A 23997-nucleotide genomic window follows, 5' to 3' on the forward strand; every position below is an offset into this window, starting at 1 on the left:
ATGGGAGACCCCTTCGACGACTTCGACCACGAGACGCACATGCGGCGGGCGTTCGAACTCGCACGCGAGGCGGCGGACCGCGGGGACCGTCCCTTCGGGTCCGTCCTCGTCAGGGACGACCGGATAGTGCTCGAGGCGTCCAACCGCGTCGTCACCGAGGACGACGTCCGGCGCCACCCCGAACTCGACCTCGCGATGCGGGCCCGCCGCGAGTTCTCGCCCGCCGAGCGCGCCGAGACGGTCATGTACACCAGCACGGAGCCGTGTCCGATGTGCGCCGGCGGCATCCGCCACGCCGGTCTCGGCCGCGTCGTCTACAGCGTCGGCGGCCGCGACATCGGCGACTTCACGGACCAGAGCGCCCCGGTCCAGTCGGCGGCGGTGCTGGCCGGCGTCACGGAGGTCGTCGGCCCGGTGCTCCACGAGGAGGGGCGGGCGATACACGAGGCGTTCGACTGGTAGTCACCGCTGCCACTCGTAGAACCACCAAGCGCTCCCGAGCAGCATGAGGCCCGCGCCGAGCGCGGAGGTGGCCGGTTCCGGGATGACGAACAGGACGAACCCGGCGACCAGCATCGTCACGGGCTCTATCTCGTCGTAGTAATCGATGAGAGACATGCGGCGACAGTACGACGGCCTCCCTCAAAGCGGTTGGCACCCGTGGCCTCTGGCAGAGCCACGTCGCGGCGGTGGCCGAGTGGACGCGCCGGCGGCTTGCATACTCCGGGTGGGGCTATATGCGCCCAGACGTGGTAGCTACGGGCGAGCCATGACTGCTGTCCAGAACTCGCCGCTGAACAGACTCAGCGTGCTCTCGACGCTCGTCGACGCCGCGCTCGCCTTCGTCCGCGGTCGGACGAAGAGCGGCCTCGTACTGCTCGGTGCCGCCGCCCTCTCCAGACGGGTCCCCGGCATCGGAACCGCCGCCTCGGTATTGCTCAGACTGGTTCGACGGCTCCGGTGACGACGTCGTCGGGCGACCGCGACGCGGTGTGGTCGCTCTGGGACTGGTCACCGCCTCGAAGCGGTCCGCGGACGCCCTCCCACAGCCGTGTCTGTGGCCGGGCGTCCCGCGACGGCCTTACGCGTCGGTCTGTTCGACGCAGTCGTCGCCGCCGTCGTCGCCGGCGCGCTCCTCGACGGCGAGCGAGGCGTCGGTCGCGGTCCCTGCACTCTGTGCGTTGACGGTGAGTTCGACGGGGTAGTCGCCGGCCGACGCGGGGTTCTGCGCGTCCTCGAAGACGAGGACGACCTCGTCACCCCGCTGGAGCTGGTAGCTCCCGCCGAACCCGACGGTCAGCGTCGTCCCGTCGTCACTGGCGCCGACGCCGCTCAGGTCGTCGGCGACGGACTCGTCGACGGCCGCCCCGTCGGCGTCGTCACCGCGGTCGATACCGACGGCCCTGACGTCTCCCTGCCCGACGTCGGAGACGTCGGTCCCGTTCTCCCCGTAGGAGACGGCGAGGGAGTTCAGGGAGCTCCCGGCCGCGTCACCGTCGACGGTGACCGTCGCCGTGTGCGCGGCGGTCGAGTCAGCTGTCTCGGGGTCGGCGGCGATGCTTCCCTCGGTCGCTGCGCTGGCGACGAGCGGGCCAGCGGCGACGAGCGAGACGACGACGGCGAACGTGACTCCGAGCTGCCGGAGCCGGGACGTGTCGGACATTGCTTGTCGAAGGGCTCGGGGACGTCGGGACGGCAGTGCGTGACGCCACACGAGCGGGTCGACCGTTCGGATGGGTCCCGGAATATTATCGGCGCGGTAAGGGTCGAATACCCGATTATCGCCGCGTTAATGCGACGTGGATACCACTAAATACGGGGTTCGTCGGTGGCGTCGGCCGCTCGACGGTCTCGCTGCGGCACGGAGGCCGTCGGCCTCACTCCATGTAGCCCAGCGACTCGAGACGGCTCTCGACCTCCTCGCGGTCGACGGCGTCGTAGTTCGCGTCCTCGTCGTCCGAGACGGACGCGAGGACCTCCTCGACGACGAACTCGACGTAGGCGCTCGCGTCGTCGAAGTCGGTGTACTGGAGGCGCTGTTCGACGTCGTCGACCAGGCCCGTCGGCAGTTCGACGCGTGTGACGTTCTCGGCGGGGACATCGGACCGTGACATGGACGACGGGACCGGGGGCTAGCATAAAAACGGCCCCTACTGTTCAGCCGTGACATCGTACAAATAGCGCGTTTACCGGCTGAAAAAGCCGGCTTACGTGCTGAATAGTAACCCCCGCTCTCCGACTCCCAGAGGGCACATGCCCGACGACCAGAGCGTGGTCCTCGTCACTATCGACAGTTTCAGAACCGACTACTGCGGCGCCGCGGCCGGCGATGCTGACACGATGCCGACACTCGCGTCCCACGCCGAGGACGGCCTGGTGTTCGAGAACGCCGTCGCCCCCGGCGCGGCGACGTTCGCCTCCGCGACCTCCTTCCTGACGGGGACGGACCCCGTCGAACGGCCCGGCGCCGACGGCGCGACCCGCGAAGACATGAAGGCACACGTCCGGGAACACATGGCCGCTCGACGGAGCGTCGCCGAGGAGTTCTCGGAGCGGGGCTACGAGACGGCCGCGTTCACCGCCAACCCGTGGACCTCGCGGTACTTCGGGTTCGACGAGGGGTTCGACCACTTCGAGGACTTCATGGAGGACGACGCGTCGAGCGACCTCCTCGAAGGCGGTGAACAGGAGAGTACCGTCGGGACGCTGGCGATGAACGCCGCCAACTGGTGGCAGGGACAGGACATGTTCATGTCGTGGGAGGCCCTCGCCGACGAGATTCAGGAGTGGACGGCACAGGCCGACGACCCGTACTTCCTCTGGGTCTTTCTGGTCGACAGCCACCTCCCCTACCTCCCGCCCGAGGAGCACCGCACCCAGTCCCGTCTGAAGACCTATCCCGCGAACATGGGCCTGTTCCTCAGTCGGGACCTCCCCTTCGAGTCCGTCCTCCGGGACGTGCTGACGACGGCCTACGAGAACTCGCTGGCCTACACCGACGAGTTCCTCTCCGTGCTCACCGAGGCGGTGGGCGAGGACACCCTGACCGTCGTCCACGGCGACCACGGCGAGGCCTTCGGCGAACACGGGATGTACGGCCACGGCCGCCAGCTGTACGACGAACTCGTGAACGTCCCGCTCGTGGTCTGTAACGGCCCCACGGGACGGGTCGAGGAACCGTTCTCGCTCGGTCGACTCCCGGCGCTGCTGCACGGCCTCGCCAGCGGCGACGAGACGGTGCCCGACCGGCTCACCGAACCGTACGTGTTCTCCTCGACGCGGATGCCGAACGTCGCCGTCCGCGGGCGGGACTGGAAGTACATCTGGTCGCCCGACGACCGGGAACTGTACGACCTCACCGACGGCGAGGCGGCCGAACTCGACGACGAGCAGCTGCGCGACGTCGGGCAGGCCCTCGTCGACTTCTGGCGCGGGTCACAGGCCGAGAAAGAGCGGGTCGTCGCCGCCGCACAGGACCTCGCCGAGAGCGGGCGGGTGTAGGGACGGCCGGTCACAGCGACCGCTCGGGGTCGCCGTGGAGGAGCATGTCCGCGACCATCTGGTCGAAGGCGTCCTCGTCGACCGACTCGACCACGCGGGTCCGTGGCTCGCCGTCTGTGATGCCGAGCTCGTCGACGAGGCTGTACCCTCGCGTCATCCCCTCGCGCTCGTCCACGTCGACGAAGTACGTCCCGGCCTCGGTGACGATGTCGGGGTTGAGGAGACACGCCATCGCGAGCGTGTCGGGTTGGGTGGCCGCGTCGACGCCGAACCGCTCCTGGGAGAACTCGCGGGCGTGGCTCGTTATCTCGGTGAAGAACTCGGCGTAGGGCGTCTCCGCCGCCGCGAACCGGTCGAGTGCCTCGCCGTCGATGGTCCCGTGGCGGACCGTCAGCCCCCAGTCGACGAGCGTCAGGTCGAGTTCGTTCACCACGATCTTCGCGGCGTCGGGGTCGACCCAGAAGTTGAACTCCGCCGAGGGCGTGTCGTTGCCCAGCGTGTTCACCGCACCCCCCATCACCCACACCTCGTCCAGCAACTCGTCGAGGGCCGGTTCGCGCCGGACCGCCATCGCCACGTTGGTCAGCGGGCCGATGCAGGCCAGACTCACCTCGCCCGGGGACTCCCGGGCGGCCTCGACGATGGCGTCGACGGCGTGGCCGTCCGCCGAGGGGATGCCCGTGTCTGGGTAGAGGTCACCGCCCAACCCCCCGTCGCCGTGGACGTGGTCGACGTGGTCGAACTCCTTGAGCAGCGGCCGGCGCGCCCCCTCGTAGACCGGCACCGCGTCGGCGACGCCAGCGAGGTCGAGGGTGTACTTCGCGTTCTCGACCTCGTAGTCGAACTCGACGTTGCCCGCGACGACGGTCAGCGCCTCGACGTCGACGGAGTCGGCGAGAGCGGCCATGAGGATGGCCTGCGTGTCGTCGCCCGCGGTGTCCGTGTCGATGATGAGTCTCCGTACCACGGTACGAGTTCGCACGCAGTTTACTTAATCCTCCCGACAAGACGTGTCCCTCGGGGTCCCGTGACCCGTACAGCGAATCGGCCGTGGCCGGTTTGACCGCTCGCGACCGACGACTCGGCGAACCCGGACGTTCGCCGTTTCTGTACTGCCTCTGTGACCACATCCCGACCGAGCGGACGCCGTCAGTTCTGAGCGGCGAGTACGGGGAAAGGGGCCTCGGCACTCATAGGGTTCGTCACCGTCGGGGAGTCACCCCGACTCGGAACGCGCTGTCGTCATCGGCCATCGGGGCTACCCCCTCCGACGGCAAGACGGTTCCCCCTCGCCGCCGCACAGGAGAACAAACGATAAACCGGGTCGAACCCTTCCGGCGACTATGAAGCGACGACGTCTGCTGGCGCTGGTGGGGACGGGGACCGTCGGGGCGCTCGCGGGGTGTGGCGGTGGCAGCGACGCCACGGGCGAGTCCATCGAGGACCACCCGGCGGCGGCGAACTACCGCGAGCAACCGCGACTGGGTGAGCTGGGCGGCCACGTCGTCCTCGCGTTCGAGGACCCCTCCTGCCAGCGGTGTGCGGCGTTCCACGAGAACACGGTGCCGGAGATTCGCTCGAACCTCGTCGACTCGGGGGCGGGCGCGTACGTCGTCCGCACGTACCCGGTGGTCTACCCGTGGGGCGAGCCGGCGACGCAGGCGCTCGAAGCGACCTACGCCCGCGACGACGCCGCGTTCTGGTCGCTGTTCGAGCACTACTTCGCGACGCGGTCGCAGTTCACCGTCGACAACGTCCTCGAGCGGACGGCGTCGTTCCTGAACGCGGAGACGTCGCTGGACGGCGACGCCGTGGCCACGGACGCACGCGAGAAGGCCTACGACGACGCCGTGCAGGCCGACATCGCGGCCGCGGAGGACGCCGGCCTCGGCGAGACCACCCCGGTCATCCTCCTCTTCCGGGACGGCGACTTCGTCACGAAGGTCAACGGGAGCGTCGGGTACGACGTCATCGCCGAGGCCCTCGGGGAGGCGAACTGATGCGCGCGGTCCGGATCGGTCGGCGGCTGCCGGTCCGTGGCCGCGACTGGCGCCTGATGGGTCGGACGGCCCGACTCGTGCTGACGCTCCCGCTGTACGCCGCCGTCGCCGCCGTCGCGGGCGTCGCCTCGCTGACGGCGTTCGTCGTCTCGCTGAACGTCCCGCTGGTACTGGACCTCGTGATCGGCGGGTCCCTGCCGCTGGCGAGTCGGCTGACGGTCCTCCTCGAACTCTACCCGTTCGTCGGCACGTTCTTCCACCCGGCACAGGGCGTCCTGCTGGTGGCCGTCGCCGCGCTGACCGGCGTGGACGTGGCGATGGCGACCTACCACTTCCGCGAACACGGCCTGCAGATACGACAGGGCGGGGCCGGCGCCGCGGGCGTCCTCCTCGGGACGCTCGGCGCCGGCTGTGCGGCCTGCGGGTCGGCCGTCCTGCTGGGGTTGCTCTCGCTGCTCGGCGTCTCGACGTCGCTGCTCTTCCTCCCGCTGGACGGGCTGGAGTTCGCCGTCGGCGCGCTCGTCGTCCTCACGCTCTCTATCTACTGGCTCGCCGACGGGATGCGCGGCGGCGAGATAAACGGCTGTCCGGTCGACGTCTGACCGTCGTCAGTCGGTCGTCGCGCGTTCGCCGGCGGCGCTGGCGCCGGCGTCGCCCGCGGCGTCGGTGTGGTACTGCTGGAGTTCGAACTGCAGGCTCTCAGCGTCGGTCGCGAACGTGTCGACGCTGTCGACCATCTCGCCGACGAGGGCGTCCTGCTGGTCGGCGGTGCTGGCCACCTCCTCGGCCTCCGTCGCGGTCTGGTCGGCGATGGCGCTGATGTCGTCGATGAGGGCGACCACCTCCTGTGCGCTGTCGGCCTGCTGGTTCGTCGCGCGGTCTATCTCCTGGATGCTGTCGTTGACGTCGACGGTCGCCTCCACGACCTCCTCCAGCGTGGTGATGGTCTCGGAGATGGTGTCGCTCCCGCGGTCGACCGCGGACTCCATCGTCTCCATCGCCGCGACGGAGTCGCCGACCTGCGAGCGGAGCGTCTCGATGAGGGTCTCGACGTCGGCCGTCGCGTCCCTGGTCTCGGTGGCGAGTTGCTTTATCTCGTCGGCGACGACGGCGAACCCGTCGCCGGCCTCGCCGGCGCGGGCGGCCTCGATGGAGGCGTTCAGCGCCAGCATGTTCGTCTCCTCGGCGATGCTGTCGATGACGTCCAGAATCTCGGCCACGTCCTCGGCGATCTCGTCGAGGCGCTCGACCTCGGTGGCCGCGGTCGTCGACTGGTGGCGGATGGCGTCGACGGCGCTCTGGGCCTCCGAGGAGGAGCGCTGGGCGTCGCGGCCGAGTTCGGCCGCGGTGTCGCTCCGGTCGGCGATCTCCGTGACCGAGGAGGCCATCTCCTCGACCGTCGCCGAGAGGTCGCCGAGTTCGTCGGCGGCGTCCCCGAGCTGGGCGCGCTGGGTCGACGCGCCGTCGGCTATCTCGTCGACGCTCTCGGTGACCGACGCGGTCTCACTGCGGACCCGCTGGCCCTGACTCGCGACCCGGTCGCTCTCGTCGGCGATGCGCGCCGAGATGGCCTGTCCCTGCGCGATGGCCCGTTCGAGCGCGTCCAGCGTCTCGTTGATGGCCGTCCCGACGTCGGCCATGGCGTCGCTCATGCTCTCGTCGTCGACGCGGGCGGTCAGGTCGCCGTCGGCCGCGGCCGCGAGCGTGTCGCGGTACTGCGTGGCCTTCAGTTCGAGGTGGCTGGAGAGCGCTTCCATCTCGCTGCGCTCGCGTTCGGCGTTCTCCGTGGCCGCCTCGGCCTCTTCGCGGGCCGCCTCCGCGCGCTCCCGTGCGCTCTCGGCCTCTTCGATGGACTCGCCCAGCGAGTGGGCGGTCCGTTCCAGCGTGTCGTACGTCTCGCCGATCTCGTCGACCCGGTCGACGCCGAAGTCGATGTCGTACGCGCCGTCGTCGACGGCAGTCGCCTTCTCGTTGATCTCGATTATCGCGCGGTAGAGTTCACAGTAGCCCAGGAACCCGGTACAGAGGACGATGGCGGCGGCGAAGGCCACTGCGGGGAGCGCGTCGGCGAACAGCGTCGCCGCGACGGCCGGCCCGACGACGACGGAGACGAACGCCAGCAGGAACAGACGGACACCGAAGTCCCGGCGGAGGGGACCCGGGAGGTACGGTTCGACGGCCATCGGGACGGCGCCGACAGCCACCAGCAGTCGGCCGACGAGGCGTCCCTCTGCCGTGTCGGTACTCATCGAGCCCCCTCCGTGGGACAGGCAACCCCGACGAGTGACGGCCGGCGGGATATCGAATCGGACATACCCGAGATAGCGGCCCGGAGGCCCAAAAACGACGACCCCGGATTATCACAGTTGATGTTCGCGGGCCGGCGTCGACCGCTCAGTTCGTCGTCGTGATCTCGACGACGTCGCGGTGGTCCAGTTCGGTGTCGGCCCCGACCTGCCGCCCGGAGCGCACGTCGTGGGCGTGGAGGAAGCCGTCGCCGATGTCGGTGTGCAGGAAGTACGCGAAGTCCTCGGCGGTCGACCCGTCGGGCAGGACGAAGCAGTCCTGCAGGAACGTGCCGTCGTCCTGTGGCTTTCGCGCGCCGGGGAAGACGGCGATGGCGTCCAGTTCCTCGAACAGGGCCGTCTCCAGGGCCCGCTGGACGCCGGTGCCGTCGAACTCGTCGACGAACGAGCGGATCTGTTCGAGGCCGGCGGCCTTCTCCTCGGGGAGGTCCGCGGTCACCTCGAAGTCGTCGTCGCCGGGGCGGTAGTCGAGGACGCCCTGCTCGTCGCCGTTCTTCAGCGCCTTCTCGGCGTGGGCCGAGACGGGGACGAACGTGAGGTGTTCGTACTCGGGGTCGGAGGTGACCGTCTCCCAGTTGTCCTGTGCCGTACCGGTGTCCATCTTGTTGGCCGCGATGACCATCGGCTTGGTGCGGATGCGTATCTCGCGGGCCAGCGCCTCCCGGTCCGCCTCGTCCCACGCGTCGGGGTCCAGTTCCATGTCCAGCGCGAGGACGACCTGCTTTATCTCGTCCTCGCTGATCTTGAACGCCGACATCTGCTCGGCGAGGTCGGCCTCGATGTCCTTGTCCTCGCCGTGGTAGCCCGAGCGGTACCGCTCGATGCCCTTCTCGAGGATGTCGAGGTACCACATGTCGAGTTCGTTCTCGAGGAAGTCGATGTCCTCGCGGGGGTCGTGGTCCTCGGTGGGTTCGCCCTCCAGGTCCGTCTCGCCGGTGAAGTCGACGACGTGGACGAGCACGTCGGCCTCGTTGAGGTCCGAGAGGAACTGGTTCCCGAGGCCTTTGCCCTCGTGGGCGCCCGGAACGAGGCCGGCGACGTCGACCAGTTTCGTCGGGACGAAGCGGACGCCGTCAGCGCAGTAGCCGTGGTTGGGGGTACAGCTGTGCTCGAACTCCGGAGCGGCACACTCGACCCGGACGTACGCCTCGCCCATCGAGGGGTCGATGGTCGTGAACGGGTACGCCCCTTCGGGGACGTCGTTCATCGTCGCCGCGTTGAAGAAGGTGGACTTGCCGACGGAGGGCTTGCCGACGAGTCCGATCTTGTAGCTCATTGAGAGCTAGGAGACGAATCGGCGGCTAAAACGTTGCCAAACGGAGCGAGGGCGAGTGAGAGTGCCAAACACGGCCCTCCTCTCCGTACCGACGAGCAGGTGCTGTGGCGACGGTGACACGGCCGTAGCGACCCCCAGCGAGGTCCCCCCACTGCGGCCCCCCACCGCTGCTCGACAGCCGCCGTCGGTCGCCGTCTCGCGTCGAGGCGCCTCACCTCGGCCGGGTCCCCGCTAACTCCACAACGACAGCTCGTAGACGTTCACCGGCAGCTTCTCGTCGCCGAACCGCTCCTGCCGGCGGTCGACGTGGTCGAAGTGCTTCCGGTAGAACGCGTTCCCCATCTCGTTGTCGACGAGCACCTCGTCGCGAATCTTCCGGACCGAGAGGCTCTGGAGGTGCTTCTCGCCGCGGTCGAGGAGCCGGGTCCCGATGCCCTCGCCCCAGTAGTCCGGGTGGACGTAGAGGTCGAGGTCGCCGATGCCGGCCGGGTCGGTCATCCCGCAACTGGCGTACCCCACCACGTCCTCGTCCGCCGTCGCGACGAACAGGCCGATGTCGTCGAAGTCGACCATCTCGCCGAGGTGGTCGTCGTCGTACCCCTCGGCCAGCAGCTCCTCCACCTGCTCCTCCCCGAGGATGTCGTCGTAGATGGCGTGCCAGGAGGCACGGGCGACCTGCCGAATCGACGAGATGTCCGTCTCGTCCGCTGGTCTGATGTTCAGCTGGAACGACATATGTGAACGTATCACGCCCACACCCATAGAACTAGCCCGGCGAGCCCGGGGACGTCGCGCTATTCGCCGGCGCGTTCGCGGGCGGCGGCGACGACCAGTGGCAGCGTGATGGTCGCGTCGGCGTACACCGAGACGTTCCGTGCGTCCTTCTCCAGCTTGCCCCACGAGCGGGCCTCGTCCAGCGTCGCGCCGGAGAGCCCGCCGGTGTTCGAGGGGTCCATCGTCAACTGGACGGCGTAGTCGTAGGCGTCCGGCGAGACGAGCATCGTCTGGAGGACGTAGTTCTTCGGGACGCCGCCGCCGACGACCATCGCGCCGGCGCTGTCGGCCTCGTAGGCGATGTCCGTAATCTGGGTCATGTCAGCCAGCGCGTCCACGGTGAACTCGCTCGTCTGGGAGTACATCCAGGCCTGCAGGCCCAGCACGGAGTCCTGGAACGCGGGGCAGTACACCGGGACGTCGTTCTCGTAGGCCGCCGCGAGCACCCCGGCGTCCTCGGCGACGTCATCGCTGGCGTTGACCTCGCTGTTGGCCCGCCCGAGCTCCTCGGTCATGCGCTGGATGGACACCGTGCCCTCGTCCTCCAGCACCGAGAACACCTCCTCGCGGAGGTGGCCTTCGAACAGCGCGAAGTGCTCCTGCGGGAGGTAGACGTTGTAGATGCGGTCGACGCCCTCGTCGCGCAGGGTCTCGTCGTGTTCGCGCTCGGTCCGCTCGGGCGGCGTGACCTCGCCGTGGTGGTGCTTGCCGCCGATGGCCTCGATGGTGTCGTGGGTCAGGTTCGCGCCCGTCGTCACCAGCACGTCGACGTGACCGTCCCGGATGAGCTCCGAGACTACGGCGCGCATCCCGGTCGGCACCATCGCGCCGGCCAGTCCGAAGAAGGTGGTCACGTCGTCGGCCAGCATCTCGGCGTAGACGTCGACGGCCTCGTGGAGGTCGTTCGCGCCGATACCGGCCTCGCCGTAGCTCTCGGCCAGTTCGCCGACGGTCATCCCGGCCCGGGCCTCCGCGTGCCCGATGGGGTCGTGACGGAACGTCTCGCGGTCCTCGTGGTCGCTCATTGTCGGTCCCGAGTCGGTCCGTCGGCTTGAACGGCGTGGTTCGTCCCGGCGTTGGCTCAGACCGTCCCCGCCGGGACGACCCCACCCGCCACAAGACCATTGACCCTCCCGCCCGTCGGATGGTACGATGCCCGCGTCGAACGTCTCGTCGTCGCTGTCCGAGCACACACGGACACGGTTACAGGGTGGGGTTACACACGTCGCCGACCGCGACCCGCTGCCGGTCCGGAGCCCGTTCACCGGCGAGGAGCTGGGCGCCGTCCCGGCGTGCCAATCGGCCGACGTCGCCGAGGCCGTCCGCAGGGCACGGGCGGCACAGACCGACTGGGCCCGGCGACCGCTCGAGGAGCGAGCGGCCGTCCTCCAGCAGTTCGCCGACGAGGTGCTGGCCCACCGCGAGGAGCTGCTCGACGTCGTCCAGTTGGAGGCCGGCAAGGCGAGACTCGACGCACACGTCGAACTGCTCGACGTCGTCCTCAACGCCGACTACTACGCCCGCGAGGGGCCGAGTCACGTCGCGTCGACCCGGCGAGGCGGCGGGTTTCCGCTGCTGACGAGGGCCGTCGAACACCACGACCCGGTCGGCGTCGTCGGCCTCGTCGAACCGTGGAACTACCCCCTGACGCTCGCTATCTCGGACATGCTGCCCGCGTTGCTCGCGGGCAACGGCGCGGTGCTGAAACCCGCCGAGGCGACGCCGTTCTCCGCGCTCCGGGCGGTCGAACTCCTGAAAGACGCCGGCGTCCCGGACGACCTCGTCCACGTCGTCACGGGTCACGGTGAGACGCTCGGGGAGCCACTGATTTCGAGCGTCGACTACGTCACCTTCACCGGGAGCACGGAGACGGGCCGGACCGTGGCGTCGCTGGCCGGCGAACACCTCGTCGACGCCTCGATGGAACTCGGCGGGAAGAACGCCGCGGTGGTTCTGGACGACGCCGACGTCCCGCAGGCGGTCAGGGGGACCGTCCACGGGAGCTACGCCAACGCCGGCCAACTGTGCATCTCCTTCGAGCGAATCTTCGTCCACGAGGCCGTCTACGACGAGTTCGTCGACCGGTTCGTCGACGCGACCGAGTCGCTTGACCTCGGCGCGTCGCTCGCCTTCGGCCCGGACGTCGGGTCGCTCATCGGCCAGCACCAGCTCGACACGGTCGAGGACCACGTCGCCGACGCCCGCGAGCGCGGCGCCACCGTCGAGACGGGCGGGCGCCGACGCGAGGCGGTCGGGCCGCTGTTCTACGAACCGACGGTGCTGACGGACCTGCCCGACGACGCCACCGCCGCCTGCGAGGAGACGTTCGGCCCCGTCGTCTCGATAACCCCCGTGGCCGACGCCGACGAGGCGGTCGCACGCGCCAACGACACCGACTACGGCCTCCACGCCAGCGTCTGGACCGGTGACGCAGACCGTGGCGAGGCGCTGGCCCGCCGCATCGAGGCCGGGTCGGTCTGTGTCAACGACGCCTACCTCGGCATGTGGGCGTCGACGGACGCACCGATGGGCGGGGTCGGCGACTCCGGTATCGGCCGCCGCCACGGGCCCGCCGGTATCCGGAAGTACACGGAGTCCCAGACGGTCACGACCCAGCGCCTCCACCCGCTGGTACCCGTCGAGGGTCTCCCGAACCGCCTCGCTGCCACCGGTGCGACGCTGAGCATCCGTGCGCTCCGTCGACTCCGACGGATCTCACCGCTGGGCGGGCGCTGATGCAGTTCCTCACCGGCTTCCCCGGCTTTCTCGGGTCGGCGCTCGTCGGCCGACTGCTCGACCGGAGCGACGACACCGTCACCTGTCTGGTCCAGTCCGCCTACCGGGAGACGGCGGAGCGCCGGGCCGGCGAACTGACCGACGACGCTGGCGTCCCCCGTGAGCGCGTCCGGCTCGTCGAGGGCGACGTGACGGCGCCGGACCTCGGACTGGCCGACTACGACCGCCTCGTCGAGGCCGCGGCGACGGTGTACCACCTCGCCGCCGTCTACGACCTCGGGGTCGACGCCGACGTAGCCGACCGGGTCAACGTCGACGGGACCGACCACGTCCTCGACTTCGCCGAGGCCGCCGACGTCGAGCGGTTCCACTACGTCAGCACCTGCTACGTCAGCGGCCGCTACGACGGGACGTTCACCCACGCCGACCTCGACGTGGGCCAGGACTTCCACAACCACTACGAACGCACCAAGTTCGAGGCGGAGGTCGCCGTCCGAGAGCGGCTGGAGGCGGGGCTCCCGGCGACGATATACCGGCCGGCCATCGCCGTCGGCGACAGCAGGACCGGCGAGACACAGAAGTACGACGGCCCGTACTACCTCCTGTCGCTGCTGCGCCGCCAGCCCCGACTCGCGTTCGCACCGGCGCCCGCCGCCCCGGACCGCTACCGCCTGAACGTGGTCCCGCGGGAGTTCGTCGTCGACGCCATCGCCGAACTCTCCGGGCGGGACGACACCGTCGGCGAGGTGTACCAGCTCTGCAACCCCCACCCGCCGACCGTCGGACGGCTGGTGCGCGCGCTGGGCTGGGCCAGCGACCGCTGGGCCGTCCCGGTTCCGGGGACCGTCGGCCCCTCGTACGCGGCGCTGTCCCGCCTGCCGCGACTCGCCGACAGGCTCGGCGTCGAACCCGAGACGCTCCCGTACCTCTCTCACGCGACGCGGTACACCGACGAGAACACGCGGCGGGCGCTCGCGGGCACCGGTGTCAGGTGTCCGCTGTTCGAGGCGTACGTCGACACGCTGGTCGCGTACGTCCGCGAGCACCCGGCCGTCGACGACGCGGCGATGGTGTAACACCCGGGCCACCGTCGCGTGTGCCCACGTCCCGTAGAGTTATGTCGCCCGGTTGTCTACTTCCGACGATGGAGCCTGAACACGCGTTCCTCCCGCTGTTCGCGGTCGTGCTCTCGCTGGGCGTCACCGGGCTTCTCGTCGTGCCGTCCTGGTCGATGCTGTTCGCCGCCCTCGCGGCCGTCTCCTGTCTCGGCATCGGTGTCGTCGCCTACGCCACCTACTGGTGTTGACCCCCGTCAGACGACCCGCGCCACGGCCTCCGAGAGCCCCGACAGCGGGACCGTCTCCACGTCGACAGCGGGCGCGTCTACCTCGCGTTCGGTGAACCCCGTCCCCGTGGCGACGAGGACGACGTCGTCGCCGGCCGCGAGGTCGCCACGGTCGCCCAACCGGCGAGCGCCCGCCAGCGCCGTCGCGCAGGCGCTCTCGACGAACAGGCCCGCGCCGCTCGCAAGCGCGCGGCGCGCGTCGAGGATGGCGTCGTCGTCGACCGCGAGGACTCCGCCGCCGGTCGCGCGGGCGGCCGCCAGCACGCGGTTGCCGCTCGGCGGGTCGGCGTTGGCGATGGAGTAGGCGACCGTCTCCCCCGCCTCGACGGGTGTGACGACGTCGTCGCCCCGGTCCCACGCCTCGGCGATAGGTGCACACGCCGCCGCCTGCACGAAGTACAGTCGCGGCATTCGGTCGAGGCGGCCCGCGGCCGAGAGGTCCCGGACGGCCTTCCAGACGCCGCTGGCGTGGCCGCCGCTGGAGACGGGGAGCACGACGGCGTCGGGTACGTCGGGCGCGAACGACTCGGCGACCTCGAGGGCCGTCGTCCCCTGGCCGGCCACGCGGAGCGGGCTGTCCGAGTTGACGAACCGGACGCCGGCCTCCGACCCGACGCGGAGCGACTCGCGGTAGAGGCGGCCGTAGTCGCCGTCGACCCGGAGTATCGTCGGGTCGTAACGAGCGAGCAGCGCCAGCCGTTCGACCGGGACGTCCGCCGGCACCAGCACCAGACAGTCCAGCCCGACGCTGGCGGCGTGCGCGGCCATCGACCGGGCCATGTTGCCGTGCGAGACGGTGCCGACGGCGTCGTCCCCGGCCGCTGTGGCCGCCGCGACGCCGACGGCGCTCCCGCGGTCCTTGAACGTCCCCGTCGGGTTCGCCCCCTCGTACTTCACGTGGACGGTCGCGCCGACGTCGTCGTCCAGTCGGGGCGCGCGCACCAGCGGCGTCCCGCCGGCGCCGGCACCCAGCCCGTCCGGGTCGACGTCCGGCAGGAGGGCCCGGTACCGCCACAGCGAGCGCTCTGTGGTGGCGGGCCAGTCGAACCCCGACGGGTCGGTCCGGACCCAGTACGGTTCGCCGCAGTCACAGCGGGGCCCGTCCGCCAGCATCGCCGTCGCCCCGCAGGCGTAACAGGAGAGCGACAGGTCCATACGGGCGGTTCGGCCGTGGGGAACCTAACGCTGCCGCCGGTCAGTCCAGCGCGAGTTCGGCGCCACAGCAGTCCGAGCGGTAGCGCGCTCGCTCCCGGACCAGTTTGCAGTCCCGGTAGCGCCGCGCGACGAGGTCGCCGCAGTCGCTACACGACAGCACGTACTTCGGGTCGGCGAACGCGGGGCAGTGGACGTCGGTGTCGAGGGCGGCGGCACGCGCCCGGAAGGCCGCGCCGTGGTCCGTCGTCCCGTCGCGCTGGTACTGCTCGACGTGGACGAGTTCGTGGCGGAGGGTCGCCTCCCACTCGCCCCGGTCGAACGCCTCGAACGCCGCGCGAGTCAGCGACAGCGTACAGGGGAGCGGCCGGCCGTCGGCCCCGTCGACCGCCGCCCAGTCGTACGGCACTCCCACTTCGGCGTCCGGGAGTCTCGGCCGCTTGACCGCCGCGGCGCGGCGCTTCGCGCGGGTCGACACCTCCCAGTCGACGAGGTCGAAGCGCACGTCGACGCCCCGTTCCCGCCGCACGTCCCGGCAGTACGCGCGGGACCACGCGACGATGTCGGCGTCGGTGGTCACCGCGTCGTAGGCGACGGCGTCGCCCATCAGAGGCCGGTCGGGCAGTCGACGAAGGTCGTCTCCAGCCCCCACTCCTCCAGCCGCGACTGGAGCGAGCGGACGCCGAACGTCTCGGTGGCGTAGTGGCCCGCCAGCACGACGCTGATGCCGGCCTCGCGGGCCTCGTGGTACACCTGCTGTTTGCCCTCGCCGGTGACGAGGACGTCCGCCCCGACGTCGACGGCTTCGTCCACCCAGTCGACGCCGCTCCCGGTGACGACGGCGACGTCCTCGACGAGCGACGGGCCGAAGTCCAGCGTCCGGATGGACTGCCCGCCGGTGTCGAGGTCGGCTTCCAGCGTCTCGGCGAGGTCCGCGACGGTCGTGGCCTCGGCCAGTGTCCCGCGCTGGCCGACGTACTCCGCCCCCAACTCGCCGAACGGGGCGCGGTTGTCGAGGTCCAGCAGGTCCGCGAGGCCGGCGGCGTTGCCCAGCGACTGGTGGCCGTCCAGCGGGAGGTGGGCGACGTACAGCGAGAGGTCGTCGTCGACGAGCGGCGCGACCCGCTGGTAGGTCGTCCCGGTGAGGCGTTCGACGCTCCCCCAGACGACGCCGTGGTGGGTCACCAGCATGTCCGCGCCGGCGTCCTCGGCTCGCTCGATGGTCTCGACGGCCGCGTCGACCGCCAGGGCGACGTGGTCGACCGGTCGGTCGGCCGGGCCGACCTGCAACCCGTTGGGGCTGGCGTCAACGTCGGCGTACGAGGCTACGTCGAGTTCGTCGTCGAGTCGGGCGGCGATGTCGCCTGTGTGCATGGCCGGGTGTTCAGCCGCCGGGGTGGTAGGCCTTACTCCGCCTCGACGAACTCGCCGTCCTCCTCGGCGATGAGGCCGCGGTCGACGGCCGCGTCGATGATGGCGTCGAACTCCTCGGGTTCGATGTCGTAGGCGTTGACCGCCACCGCCCGGATCTCGTCGCGGTCGACCGGCAGCTGGCGGTTCTGGAGCAGGCGCATCACCTTGCTGTACTCCAGCCGGGTCAGCGACGGGCCGTCGTCGCCGGCGTCCTCGGTCGCGTCCGGTCCGCTGTCGGTGGCCGCGCCGGACGACCCGGCCTCCGTCGCCGCCGCCTCGGCCGCGCTCGGCGAGGTCGTCTCTGTGGGCGACGCCTCGCGCTGTTCGTCCGTCTCGGCCTCGGCCATCGGATGTGGGCGGTCGGGGGCCGTCTCCGCACCCGCGGCGTCCTCGTCGTCGAGCAGTCCCCCTGCGTCGGCGTCCGGCTCGCCCTCGCCGGTCTCGCTGGCGTCGCCGACGGCCATCGGGTCCGGTTGGGGCGCCATCCCGGACTCGTCCATCAGGCCGCTCTGGTCGGCCGGGTCCTCCTCGGTCGCGGCGACGACCCGCTTCAGCACCGCCGCGAGCTTCCGCCGACAGGTCGGACAGAGCGTGACCTGCTGGTCCGGCGTCGACTCCGTCTGGAGGGCCTTCGGAACGACGGGGTACTCGGAGAGCGAGGCGTCGAGGGCCGCACCGCAGAAGTAACACGACGAGAGTCGGTCCATGGTGACACGTCCTCGCCCCTCGGTCTTAAAACCGGCACGCCCTAGGTCGGACAGCCTCCCATCATGGCCTTCTCCCGGACCTCGGCGGGGACCGTCACCGCGACGTGCTCGCCGTAGTCGCGGTACCGGGTCCCGAGCGTCGCCGTGGCCGTCTCGCCGTCGCCGGAGACGACCACCGTCACCTCGCTGCGGACGGGTCTGTTCGTCTCCGCGTCGAGCCAGAGGGCGACGGTGAGGCTGTCGACGTTCGGTGACCCGAACAGCGGTCGACTGCCGGCGCCCTCGCCGTAGCGGTCGAGTTCCGACTTCGAGGGCGACCCGGTGAGGTGCACCAGCTCACGACCGTCGACGGTCTCCGTGCCGTTGTGGTAGAGGTCGCCCGTCGAGAGCAGCGCCAACTGGCGGCCTATCGGGGTCGTCTCGCGCCAGTCGCGCTCGGCCGGGACCTCCTCCTGGCCCCAGAAGACGCTCGGCCCGCCCCCGACGCCGGGACACTGGACGTACGCCGTCCGGTTGTCGACGTAGGACCGTCTGGTGGTCCCGTCGACAGTCAGGTTGGTGGCGGCGTGCCGCGTCGTCAGGTTGATCCGGCCCGTCCCGCTGCCCCCGACGCGGCGACTGCTCGTCGACGACTCGACGGTGAACGAGAGGTCGTAGCGGTACGAATCGAGCGTGGCGGCGCGCTCGCGGGCGGCGTCCAGTCTGTCGACGGCCGCCTGCTCGCGGACCGGGCCATCGCCGAGGACGGAACACCCCGCGAGGACGAGACAGACAGCCAGCGCTAGGTGGAGGGCAGGGCGCATAACCGGGCTACTCCCGCCGACAGAATGAAACTTGTGTCAGGGTGCGGCGTGGGCGAAGACGAACGCTCGCAGGAGCTTCGCCGCCAGCGTCGCGGCCTGTCCGTCGTCCCGGTCGTTGACCTCGACCACGTCGAACCCGACGGCCCGCGGCGCGACCGACCGCACCACGTCGCGCAGCTCGCGGGGCGCCAGCCCGAACGGCTCGGGCGTGCCGGTCCCGGGCGCGAACCCCGGGTCGGCGGCGTCGATGTCCACCGAGATGTACGCCGACTCGCCGTCGAACGACGGCGTCCAGTCGGCCACGTCCTCCGGCGGGACGACCGTCACGTCCTCGGCCGCCGCGCGGTCCCACTCGGCCTCGCTGCCGGTGCGGGCGCCCAGTACGACCGCGCGGTCGGCCACCGACAGCGCGTGGCGGGTCACCGTCGCGTGGGAGTACTCGTCGCCGGCGTAGGACTCCCGGAGGTCCAGATGGGCGTCCAGACAGACGAACACGTCGGGGTCGAGCGCGCGGACGGCGGCGACGCTGACGGTGTGTTCCCCGCCGACCACCAGCGGGACGGCCCCGTCCCTGTCGAACTCGGCGACGGCGCTCCGCAGGAAGGTCAGGTACTCGGCGGTGTCGGCCGTCGGGCCGACGTCGCCGTGGTCGTACACCCCCAACTCGGTGAAGCGGTGGCCCGAGCGGCGGTCGTAGTCGTCGAACTGTTCGGCGAACTCGCGGACGCGGCGCGGGCCGAACCGGGCGCCGGGACGGAAGGAGGTCGAGGCGTCGAGCGGCGCCCCCACGAGGGCGTAGTCCGCGGCCTCGCGGTCGGCGACCGCGCCGGGGAACATCGTTACGAGCGGGTGATCTTGCGCTGTTCCTCGTACTCGAGGTACTCGATCTCGTCGTCGGGCTGGAGGTCGACGTCGTCCGGCATGAGCATCGTGAACGTCTCGTAGGTGTCGAGGTCCATGACCTGCGCGTCGTCGCCGCTGACGGAGACGACCTGCCCCTGTTTCCGGTCGATGATGGGGACCCACACCTTCGCGTCGACGGGCTGGGAGAGCGAGCGCTTCTTGCTGTCGAACACACCGCGGGCGTCGATACGGGCCTTCGCACTGCCGTGCTTGCCGGGCTTGGCCGTGCTGTAGGAGTCGATCTTACACGGTGCGTCGTCGATCATGACGTAGCTGCCCTCGTCGAGTTCGCGAACCTCAGTCTGCTCTCTTGCCATACGGCCGGGTTGCCCCTGTTGGGGTATAAACGGTTTGGAATGGCGCAGTCACCGTCCTCCGGCCCGAACTGCGGTCGCACCCCCGTTCAGGCGTCCTCGTCGTCGAAGGCGGTCGTCATCCCGCCCGCGCTCTCGCCCTGCCGTTCGCGCATGCTCTGGCGCGTGAACTGCGGTTTCGCCCGGACGCCCTTCTTCGAGCGGAACGACCACCACAGCGCGCCCCCGAGGCCGACGACGCCCGCCCCGGCGACGGCGGCGACTACCGGCGTCGCCTCGGCGTAGAGGAACGCCGTCGAGAACACCGTGCTGGCCAGCAACATGCCGAGTATCAGACGCTTGGTCATGGTCGCCAGCAGGCGGTCGGAGTCCTCGATGTCGGCCCGTATCTGGAGGTCCTCTCGCTCGACCCTGTCGAGGACGGACTCGAGCTTCGGCGGGATGCGGACCGCCGACTGCGCGGCGTCCTGTACCTCGTTCGCGCGGTCCTCGACGTAGTTGCGGACGCCGGCGGCGATGTACCCCTCCTCGCGGAGGTACTCGGTCGCCACCGAGATGAAGTCGAAGTCCGGGTCCAGGGTCACGCAGACCCCCTCGACGACCGTCGCCACGCGAAGGACGAGCGCCAGGTTCGAGGGCAGGCGCAGCGGGAACTCGTAGATGGTGTCCTCGACCTGCTGGATGATCTGCTGGACGCGGTACTGCTCGATGTCCTCCCCGCGGGCGTCGGCGATGGCCAGTTCCATGACGTCCCCCATCACCTGCCGGTCGGCCTCCGGGGAGAGGGTGCCCATCTCGATGAGGGCGTCGAGGATGGCGTCGATGTTCTGGTCGGCGACGGCGGCGTAGAAGTCGACGATTTTCTCCTGGACGAACGGGTCGACCCGACCCGACATCCCGAAGTCGTAGAACACGAGCTTGCCGTCGTCCTGGACGGCGAGGTTCCCGGGGTGGGGGTCGGCGTGGAAGACCCCGTCGTCGATTATCATCTGGAGGTAGGCCTGCTGGAGCGTCTCTGCCAGTTGGGTCCGGTCGAAGCCGCGCTCGTCTAAGTCCTCGATGTCGTTGATCTTCGTCCCGGGGACGTACTCCATCGTGAGGACCCGCCGCGTCGAGTGGGAGTCGACGACCCGGGGGATGCGGACGCGGTCGTTGTCGGCGAAGTTCTCCCGAATCTCGCCCAGCATCCGGGCCTCGCGCTCGTAGTCCATCTCCTCGCGGATGGTCTTCGCGAACTCGTCGGCCAGCGTCTCCAGCGAGAACGACCGGGACTCGTCGATGAAGTACATCAACAGCGGGAGCGACCAGCGGATGACCCGCAGGTCGGCCTCGACGAGGTCCTCGATGTCCGGCCGGCGGACCTTCACCGCGACCGACTCGCCGTCGACCTCCGCGCGGTAGACCTGTCCGAGCGACGCCCCGCTGATGGCGTCGGTCTCGAACTCGGCGAACCGCTCGTCGACCGGCCCGAGTTCGGCCTCGAGGACGCGTCTGGCCCGGTCCCACTCGGCGGGGGGCACGCGGTCCTGCAGTTTGGAGAACTCGTCGATGTACTCGGGCGGGAGGATGTCTGGGCGTGTCGAGAGCAACTGCCCGAGTTTGATGAACGTCGGCCCGAGGGTCAACAGCGAGTCCAGCAGCGCCGCCGCCCGCTCGCGCCGCTGTTCGCTCGTGACCTGTCGCGAGGAGCCGAACAGCAGGAACCGGTTGCGGTCCCGTGCGTACGCGAGCAACAGCGGGAGGAACTGCCATGCGACGACGAAGAACCGTCGGTACGCGCGGAGGTTCACCTACAGGGTCCCCCGCTCAGCCCTCGTCGATGGGAATCGTCGTGCTCGGCGCGGCGGTGGCCTTCGGGAGGGTGAGCTCGAGGACGCCGCGGTCGACGGTGCCCTCGGCCCCCTGTCCGGTCGCGTCCGGCGGGAGCGGCAGTTCCACGTCCAGGAACACCGACCGGTCCTCGCGGACGAACCGGAACTCCCGGGGAACGTCCTTACTGCGCTGTCCTTCGATGACCAGACGGCCGCCTTCGACGCTGACGTCGAGTGTCTCCGCGGTCACGCCCGGCAGGTCCAACACGAGCAGGTACGCCTCCTCGGACTCGAGCACGTCCGCGAACACGGCGTCCGGGAGGTCCCGCAACGCCTCACGCAGCGCTGACATGGGCAGGTCTAGGGAGGGCGGTGCGTTAAACCCGGCGGTATCGGCAGGCTCAGGAGTGGGCTCGGGTCGCCGCCGCCGTGGTGTCACAGGACGAGCGGGACCGCGAACAGCAGGCCCAGCACGGCGAGGCCGAGTCCCAGACCGACCTGCCAGAGGCCGCCGCGGGCGATGCGCCACGCGGTCCCCCGCTCGGACGTGTCCGAGACGACGAAGACGGGTGTCCCGTCGCCGTCGGAAATCACGGCGTCGACGAGGTCGCTCCCCCACTCGACGGGCGGTCCGCGACCGGCCTGTCCGTAGACGTAGACGGACTCACCGACGTCGAGGCGGCGCTCGGTGAACCGCTGTCTGTTCCCGACGTGGAGCTCGGTGACGAGCAGGTTCACCGTGGCGTCCTGCGGGTCGACGGCGTCCGTCTCGGCGACGTATCGGGCGAGCCTGTCGGGCAACTCCGTCCCCGGTGAGACGGTCACGGTGTGGTCGCCGAGGCGGACGTCCGCCCCCGTCGGGTCGACGCGCACCCGGTCCGTGCCGTCGTCGACGACGAAGTCCACGCCGTCCATCCCCTCGTCGAGCGTGTGCCAGGAGGACTGTTTGCCCGACGACCGCAGTTCCTCGACCTCGTAGGTGTAGGCCAGACACGCCGACCCGGTGAACGGGGCCGTCACCGTCCCGTCCTCGCCCGCCACGGCGGTCCCCGATATCTCGACCGGACCGGTGTAGCCGTGGAGCTCTCGGACGGGGACCGGGTCGTTCCGGAGGACGTGGTACACCGTCGTGAGTTCGCGGCCGCCGGTGTAACAGAGGTAGCCGGCGACGGCGAGGGCGGCGAGGGCGACGACCTGTGGGAGGACCATGCCCGGACCCGCGGCGGCGAGGCGCAAAAGCGTTCCCGAAGCGCCGGTGGAATTGCCACACTCCGGAGTCTTTTGCCGTCGCAGTCCCAACGACGGGTATGGCCGGGGCTTCGCCGACGGACACCGAAGAGTGCAGCCTGGAGACCGCCCGCCGCCAACTCGGGAGCTACGCCGTCCCGGTCGACCGGACCGACCGCATCCCCCTGTCGGTGGCCGTCGGGCGGGTGCTGGCGACGGACGCGACGGCCAACGAGCAGGTGGCCGACGCCGCGCTCGACGTCGGCGAGACGGTGTTCGAGCGCGGGCGTCAGGTCCGGCCCGCCGACGTGGGGCTCCTCCAGAGCGCCGGCGTCACCGAGCTGCTCGTCCGGCAGCGGCCGCAGGTCGGCATCCTGCCGACCGGCGACGAACTCGCGCGCCACGTCTCCGGGGCGGACACTCGCATCGAGACGGCGGGGTTCACGCTCGCCCAGTACGCCGACCGCTGGGGCGGGAAGGTCACCTACCGCGACCCGGTCGCCGACGACCCGCCGGCGCTCCGGATGGCCGTCCAGCGCGACCTGACGCGGGACGTACTCGTGGTCACCGGGACCGAACCGGGCGACGCGCTCCGGGAGGTCGTCCGCGAGCTCGGCGACGTCGTCGCGGACCGGGTCGCCCTCTCGCCGGGCCGGGAGACCGGAATCGCCGTCGTCGAGGACCGGCCGGTGCTCCTGTTGCCGGAGTCGGCGGTCGCGGCCCGCGTCGGCGCGCTCCAGTTGCTCCGCCCGCTGCTGAAGGCCTTCGGCGACGCGCCGCTCACCCCCCACCCGACGCGGACGCTCCCGCTCACCGACGGCATCGACGCCGACCCGTCCCGACACACGTTCGTCCCGGTCGCGGTCGACGAGGCGGGCGCCACCCCACTGCCCGGCACCGACGTCGCCACCGCGACGCGGGCCGACGGCTGGGTGGCCGTCCCGGAGGGCGTCGCGGGACCGGCCGCCGGCGACGGTGTCGACGTCGAGGACTGGGACTACCTGCCGTAGCCGGTCGTCGGAATCGGGACGGCAGTTCGGCGGACGACCCCCCTAGAGGTCGAGCAACGACGTGACGCGGTGGTCGCCCCGCACGCACCGGTCGGTCGAGACGGGCGACTCGCGGTGGACGTGGATGCCGTCCAGTCCGGCATTCCAGGCGGCGCCGATGTCGCCGGGGTTGTCGCCGGCCAGCGCGCCGACGTGGCCGTTTCGCCCGACGCCCATCTCGCCCATCGCCCGGCGGACCGGTTCGGGGTCCGGTTTCCAGCCGATGTCGTCGTCACAGCAGACGACCGTGTCGAACCAGTCGGCGATGTCGAGGTGGTCCAGCACCGGTTGGGTCAGGTAGTCCTGACAGTGTGTCACGAGCCCCACGGGGTCCGTCCGGTCGGCGAGGAACTGCTCGGCGTCCTCGTAGAGGTACGTCGCCTCGGCGCGGGCCTGCGGGTCCTCCTCGTCGTGGAACGCGGCCCAGAACCGCTCGGGCGCGACGTCCCGTTCGGCGAGGAGTTCGGCGCGGGTATCGCCCTGCCCGTACCAGAGGCGAGCGGCGTCCTGTTCGGTGAACCCCTGACCGAGGCGGTCACCGACTCGGGCCATGACCTCGACCGGGTACGACGGGTCGACGTCGACCAGCGTCCCGTCGAGGTCGAACAGCCAGAAGTCGTAGTTGGGGGGCATGGGGACACGTTTGTAGGACAGTTCCGGGTATAGTCTTTCTGCCCCTA

General features: G+C 70.4%; 28 protein-coding genes. 9 read left to right on the forward strand and 19 right to left on the reverse strand.

Annotated elements, in window-relative coordinates:
• On the forward strand, positions 1–462 hold the full coding sequence (locus ACV7GQ_RS03270) for a nucleoside deaminase (protein ID WP_470312126.1): 462 nt from the start codon (positions 1–3) through the stop codon (positions 460–462).
• Here the strand turns inward: ACV7GQ_RS03270 and ACV7GQ_RS03275 are convergent, their stop codons facing one another.
• Positions 463–618 carry a hypothetical protein gene (locus tag ACV7GQ_RS03275; RefSeq protein ID WP_470312127.1) on the reverse strand — a complete coding sequence of 52 codons (156 nt, stop codon included), beginning with the start codon at positions 616–618 and terminating at the stop codon, positions 463–465.
• Positions 619–769: 151 nt separating this feature from the next.
• Between ACV7GQ_RS03275 and ACV7GQ_RS03280 the strand changes: the two genes are divergently transcribed.
• The gene (locus ACV7GQ_RS03280; RefSeq protein WP_470312128.1) at positions 770–964 is read left to right on the forward strand and encodes a hypothetical protein; all 195 of its coding nucleotides are present in this window, start codon (positions 770–772) and stop codon (positions 962–964) included.
• Between the two features lie 117 nt (positions 965–1081).
• On the opposite strand, the gene ACV7GQ_RS03285 is transcribed toward ACV7GQ_RS03280, so the two are convergent.
• Both ACV7GQ_RS03285 and ACV7GQ_RS03290 read right to left on the reverse strand, forming a co-directional pair.
• Positions 1082–1663 (reverse strand): hypothetical protein, encoded by a 582-nt coding sequence (locus ACV7GQ_RS03285; RefSeq protein ID WP_470312129.1) that lies wholly within the window; start codon positions 1661–1663, stop codon positions 1082–1084.
• A gap of 214 nt (positions 1664–1877) precedes the next feature.
• The gene (locus ACV7GQ_RS03290) at positions 1878–2114 is read right to left on the reverse strand and encodes a hypothetical protein (RefSeq protein ID WP_470312130.1); all 237 of its coding nucleotides are present in this window, start codon (positions 2112–2114) and stop codon (positions 1878–1880) included.
• 139 nt (positions 2115–2253) lie between these two features.
• Here ACV7GQ_RS03290 and ACV7GQ_RS03295 point away from each other — a divergent pair, with 139 nt between their 5' ends.
• A complete protein-coding gene (locus ACV7GQ_RS03295) occupies positions 2254–3501 on the forward strand; it encodes a sulfatase-like hydrolase/transferase (RefSeq protein WP_470312131.1) in 1248 nt (415 codons plus the stop codon).
• A gap of 10 nt (positions 3502–3511) precedes the next feature.
• Here the strand turns inward: ACV7GQ_RS03295 and ACV7GQ_RS03300 are convergent, their stop codons facing one another.
• Positions 3512–4468: a nucleoside hydrolase gene (locus ACV7GQ_RS03300; RefSeq protein ID WP_470312132.1), complete on the reverse strand. Its 957-nt coding sequence runs from the start codon at positions 4466–4468 to the stop codon at positions 3512–3514.
• Between the two features lie 376 nt (positions 4469–4844).
• Here ACV7GQ_RS03300 and ACV7GQ_RS03305 point away from each other — a divergent pair, with 376 nt between their 5' ends.
• Both ACV7GQ_RS03305 and ACV7GQ_RS03310 read left to right on the forward strand, forming a co-directional pair.
• A complete protein-coding gene (locus tag ACV7GQ_RS03305; protein ID WP_470312133.1) occupies positions 4845–5501 on the forward strand; it encodes a DsbA family protein in 657 nt (218 codons plus the stop codon).
• Complete coding sequence (locus tag ACV7GQ_RS03310) at positions 5501–6103, forward strand: hypothetical protein (protein ID WP_470312134.1); 603 nt, start codon at positions 5501–5503, stop codon at positions 6101–6103. The genes ACV7GQ_RS03305 and ACV7GQ_RS03310 overlap by 1 nt, the downstream gene beginning before the upstream one ends.
• Positions 6104–6109: 6 nt before the next feature.
• Here the strand turns inward: ACV7GQ_RS03310 and ACV7GQ_RS03315 are convergent, their stop codons facing one another.
• The 4 genes from ACV7GQ_RS03315 to ACV7GQ_RS03330 form a co-directional block, all read right to left on the reverse strand.
• Positions 6110–7750, reverse strand: a complete 1641-nt coding sequence (locus tag ACV7GQ_RS03315; protein ID WP_470312135.1) for a methyl-accepting chemotaxis protein — start codon at positions 7748–7750, stop codon at positions 6110–6112.
• Positions 7751–7895: 145 nt separating this feature from the next.
• A complete protein-coding gene (locus tag ACV7GQ_RS03320; RefSeq protein WP_470312136.1) occupies positions 7896–9083 on the reverse strand; it encodes a redox-regulated ATPase YchF in 1188 nt (395 codons plus the stop codon).
• 231 nt (positions 9084–9314) lie between these two features.
• Positions 9315–9818 carry a GNAT family N-acetyltransferase gene (locus tag ACV7GQ_RS03325; RefSeq protein WP_470312137.1) on the reverse strand — a complete coding sequence of 168 codons (504 nt, stop codon included), beginning with the start codon at positions 9816–9818 and terminating at the stop codon, positions 9315–9317.
• Between the two features lie 59 nt (positions 9819–9877).
• Positions 9878–10882, reverse strand: coding sequence for a deoxyhypusine synthase (locus ACV7GQ_RS03330; protein ID WP_470312138.1), 1005 nt, complete (start codon positions 10880–10882; stop codon positions 9878–9880).
• A gap of 127 nt (positions 10883–11009) precedes the next feature.
• On the opposite strand from ACV7GQ_RS03330, the gene ACV7GQ_RS03335 reads away from it, so the two are divergent.
• From ACV7GQ_RS03335 to ACV7GQ_RS03345, 3 genes are all read left to right on the forward strand, one after another.
• Positions 11010–12593, forward strand: a complete 1584-nt coding sequence (locus ACV7GQ_RS03335) for a succinic semialdehyde dehydrogenase (RefSeq protein ID WP_470312139.1) — start codon at positions 11010–11012, stop codon at positions 12591–12593.
• The gene (locus ACV7GQ_RS03340) at positions 12593–13669 is read left to right on the forward strand and encodes an SDR family oxidoreductase (RefSeq protein WP_470312140.1); all 1077 of its coding nucleotides are present in this window, start codon (positions 12593–12595) and stop codon (positions 13667–13669) included. Before ACV7GQ_RS03335 ends, ACV7GQ_RS03340 begins: the two co-directional genes overlap by 1 nt.
• Positions 13670–13737: 68 nt before the next feature.
• On the forward strand, positions 13738–13899 hold the full coding sequence (locus ACV7GQ_RS03345) for a hypothetical protein (protein WP_470312141.1): 162 nt from the start codon (positions 13738–13740) through the stop codon (positions 13897–13899).
• Positions 13900–13905: 6 nt separating this feature from the next.
• Here ACV7GQ_RS03345 and ACV7GQ_RS03350 read toward each other — a convergent pair whose 3' ends face one another.
• The 10 genes from ACV7GQ_RS03350 to ACV7GQ_RS03395 all read right to left on the reverse strand — a co-directional run bounded on the left by ACV7GQ_RS03350 (position 13906) and on the right by ACV7GQ_RS03395 (position 22250).
• Positions 13906–15093 carry a pyridoxal-phosphate dependent enzyme gene (locus tag ACV7GQ_RS03350; protein ID WP_470312142.1) on the reverse strand — a complete coding sequence of 396 codons (1188 nt, stop codon included), beginning with the start codon at positions 15091–15093 and terminating at the stop codon, positions 13906–13908.
• 40 nt (positions 15094–15133) lie between these two features.
• Positions 15134–15697, reverse strand: coding sequence for a transcription elongation protein SprT (locus ACV7GQ_RS03355; RefSeq protein WP_470312143.1), 564 nt, complete (start codon positions 15695–15697; stop codon positions 15134–15136).
• Positions 15697–16464 carry a Nif3-like dinuclear metal center hexameric protein gene (locus ACV7GQ_RS03360; RefSeq protein WP_470312144.1) on the reverse strand — a complete coding sequence of 256 codons (768 nt, stop codon included), beginning with the start codon at positions 16462–16464 and terminating at the stop codon, positions 15697–15699. Before ACV7GQ_RS03360 ends, ACV7GQ_RS03355 begins: the two co-directional genes overlap by 1 nt.
• 32 nt (positions 16465–16496) lie before the next feature.
• The gene (locus ACV7GQ_RS03365; RefSeq protein WP_470312145.1) at positions 16497–17210 is read right to left on the reverse strand and encodes a hypothetical protein; all 714 of its coding nucleotides are present in this window, start codon (positions 17208–17210) and stop codon (positions 16497–16499) included.
• A gap of 41 nt (positions 17211–17251) precedes the next feature.
• Positions 17252–18013, reverse strand: a complete 762-nt coding sequence (locus tag ACV7GQ_RS03370; RefSeq protein WP_470312146.1) for a LolA-like protein — start codon at positions 18011–18013, stop codon at positions 17252–17254.
• Positions 18014–18049: 36 nt separating this feature from the next.
• Positions 18050–18850: an agmatinase gene (gene speB / locus ACV7GQ_RS03375; protein WP_470312147.1), complete on the reverse strand. Its 801-nt coding sequence runs from the start codon at positions 18848–18850 to the stop codon at positions 18050–18052.
• Between the two features lie 2 nt (positions 18851–18852).
• On the reverse strand, positions 18853–19233 hold the full coding sequence (locus ACV7GQ_RS03380; protein WP_470312148.1) for a translation initiation factor IF-5A: 381 nt from the start codon (positions 19231–19233) through the stop codon (positions 18853–18855).
• A gap of 86 nt (positions 19234–19319) precedes the next feature.
• A complete protein-coding gene (locus ACV7GQ_RS03385) occupies positions 19320–21020 on the reverse strand; it encodes an ABC1 kinase family protein (protein ID WP_470312149.1) in 1701 nt (566 codons plus the stop codon).
• Positions 21021–21036: 16 nt separating this feature from the next.
• Positions 21037–21393 (reverse strand): Hsp20/alpha crystallin family protein, encoded by a 357-nt coding sequence (locus tag ACV7GQ_RS03390; protein ID WP_470312150.1) that lies wholly within the window; start codon positions 21391–21393, stop codon positions 21037–21039.
• An 83-nt stretch (positions 21394–21476) separates the two neighbouring features.
• Entirely contained in the window at positions 21477–22250 is a 774-nt protein-coding gene (locus ACV7GQ_RS03395; protein ID WP_470312151.1) for a GIDE domain-containing protein, read from the reverse strand.
• Positions 22251–22348: 98 nt separating this feature from the next.
• Here ACV7GQ_RS03395 and ACV7GQ_RS03400 point away from each other — a divergent pair, with 98 nt between their 5' ends.
• Positions 22349–23278, forward strand: coding sequence for a molybdopterin-binding protein (locus tag ACV7GQ_RS03400; protein ID WP_470312152.1), 930 nt, complete (start codon positions 22349–22351; stop codon positions 23276–23278).
• A 42-nt stretch (positions 23279–23320) separates the two neighbouring features.
• Here ACV7GQ_RS03400 and ACV7GQ_RS03405 read toward each other — a convergent pair whose 3' ends face one another.
• Positions 23321–23950, reverse strand: coding sequence for an HAD family hydrolase (locus ACV7GQ_RS03405; RefSeq protein WP_470312153.1), 630 nt, complete (start codon positions 23948–23950; stop codon positions 23321–23323).
• Between the last annotated feature and the right edge of the window lie 47 nt (positions 23951–23997).

It is taken from the genome of Haloarcula sp. MBLA0163, from assembly GCF_055632435.1.

Bases quoted from the DNA above. Each gene is read 5' to 3' on its own strand.
- ACV7GQ_RS03325 (WP_470312137.1), bottom strand. From the start codon at position 9,818: ATGTCGTTCCAGCTGAACATCAGACCAGCGGACGAGACGGACATCTCG.
- ACV7GQ_RS03370 (WP_470312146.1), bottom strand. From the start codon at position 18,013: ATGCGCCCTGCCCTCCACCTAGCGCTGGCTGTCTGTCTCGTCCTCGCG.
- ACV7GQ_RS03290 (WP_470312130.1), bottom strand. From the start codon at position 2,114: ATGTCACGGTCCGATGTCCCCGCCGAGAACGTCACACGCGTCGAACTG.
- ACV7GQ_RS03380 (WP_470312148.1), bottom strand. From the start codon at position 19,233: ATGGCAAGAGAGCAGACTGAGGTTCGCGAACTCGACGAGGGCAGCTAC.
- ACV7GQ_RS03340 (WP_470312140.1), top strand. From the start codon at position 12,593: ATGCAGTTCCTCACCGGCTTCCCCGGCTTTCTCGGGTCGGCGCTCGTC.
- ACV7GQ_RS03295 (WP_470312131.1), top strand. From the start codon at position 2,254: ATGCCCGACGACCAGAGCGTGGTCCTCGTCACTATCGACAGTTTCAGA.
- ACV7GQ_RS03405 (WP_470312153.1), bottom strand. From the start codon at position 23,950: ATGCCCCCCAACTACGACTTCTGGCTGTTCGACCTCGACGGGACGCTG.
- ACV7GQ_RS03275 (WP_470312127.1), bottom strand. From the start codon at position 618: ATGTCTCTCATCGATTACTACGACGAGATAGAGCCCGTGACGATGCTG.
- ACV7GQ_RS03335 (WP_470312139.1), top strand. From the start codon at position 11,010: ATGCCCGCGTCGAACGTCTCGTCGTCGCTGTCCGAGCACACACGGACA.
- ACV7GQ_RS03390 (WP_470312150.1), bottom strand. From the start codon at position 21,393: ATGTCAGCGCTGCGTGAGGCGTTGCGGGACCTCCCGGACGCCGTGTTC.
- ACV7GQ_RS03400 (WP_470312152.1), top strand. From the start codon at position 22,349: ATGGCCGGGGCTTCGCCGACGGACACCGAAGAGTGCAGCCTGGAGACC.
- ACV7GQ_RS03320 (WP_470312136.1), bottom strand. From the start codon at position 9,083: ATGAGCTACAAGATCGGACTCGTCGGCAAGCCCTCCGTCGGCAAGTCC.
- ACV7GQ_RS03360 (WP_470312144.1), bottom strand. From the start codon at position 16,464: ATGCACACAGGCGACATCGCCGCCCGACTCGACGACGAACTCGACGTA.
- ACV7GQ_RS03350 (WP_470312142.1), bottom strand. From the start codon at position 15,093: ATGGACCTGTCGCTCTCCTGTTACGCCTGCGGGGCGACGGCGATGCTG.
- ACV7GQ_RS03330 (WP_470312138.1), bottom strand. From the start codon at position 10,882: ATGAGCGACCACGAGGACCGCGAGACGTTCCGTCACGACCCCATCGGG.
- ACV7GQ_RS03345 (WP_470312141.1), top strand. From the start codon at position 13,738: ATGGAGCCTGAACACGCGTTCCTCCCGCTGTTCGCGGTCGTGCTCTCG.
- ACV7GQ_RS03365 (WP_470312145.1), bottom strand. From the start codon at position 17,210: ATGGACCGACTCTCGTCGTGTTACTTCTGCGGTGCGGCCCTCGACGCC.
- ACV7GQ_RS03305 (WP_470312133.1), top strand. From the start codon at position 4,845: ATGAAGCGACGACGTCTGCTGGCGCTGGTGGGGACGGGGACCGTCGGG.
- ACV7GQ_RS03315 (WP_470312135.1), bottom strand. From the start codon at position 7,750: ATGAGTACCGACACGGCAGAGGGACGCCTCGTCGGCCGACTGCTGGTG.
- ACV7GQ_RS03310 (WP_470312134.1), top strand. From the start codon at position 5,501: ATGCGCGCGGTCCGGATCGGTCGGCGGCTGCCGGTCCGTGGCCGCGAC.
- ACV7GQ_RS03270 (WP_470312126.1), top strand. From the start codon at position 1: ATGGGAGACCCCTTCGACGACTTCGACCACGAGACGCACATGCGGCGG.
- ACV7GQ_RS03395 (WP_470312151.1), bottom strand. From the start codon at position 22,250: ATGGTCCTCCCACAGGTCGTCGCCCTCGCCGCCCTCGCCGTCGCCGGC.
- speB (WP_470312147.1), bottom strand. From the start codon at position 18,850: ATGTTCCCCGGCGCGGTCGCCGACCGCGAGGCCGCGGACTACGCCCTC.
- ACV7GQ_RS03285 (WP_470312129.1), bottom strand. From the start codon at position 1,663: ATGTCCGACACGTCCCGGCTCCGGCAGCTCGGAGTCACGTTCGCCGTC.
- ACV7GQ_RS03280 (WP_470312128.1), top strand. From the start codon at position 770: ATGACTGCTGTCCAGAACTCGCCGCTGAACAGACTCAGCGTGCTCTCG.
- ACV7GQ_RS03355 (WP_470312143.1), bottom strand. From the start codon at position 15,697: ATGGGCGACGCCGTCGCCTACGACGCGGTGACCACCGACGCCGACATC.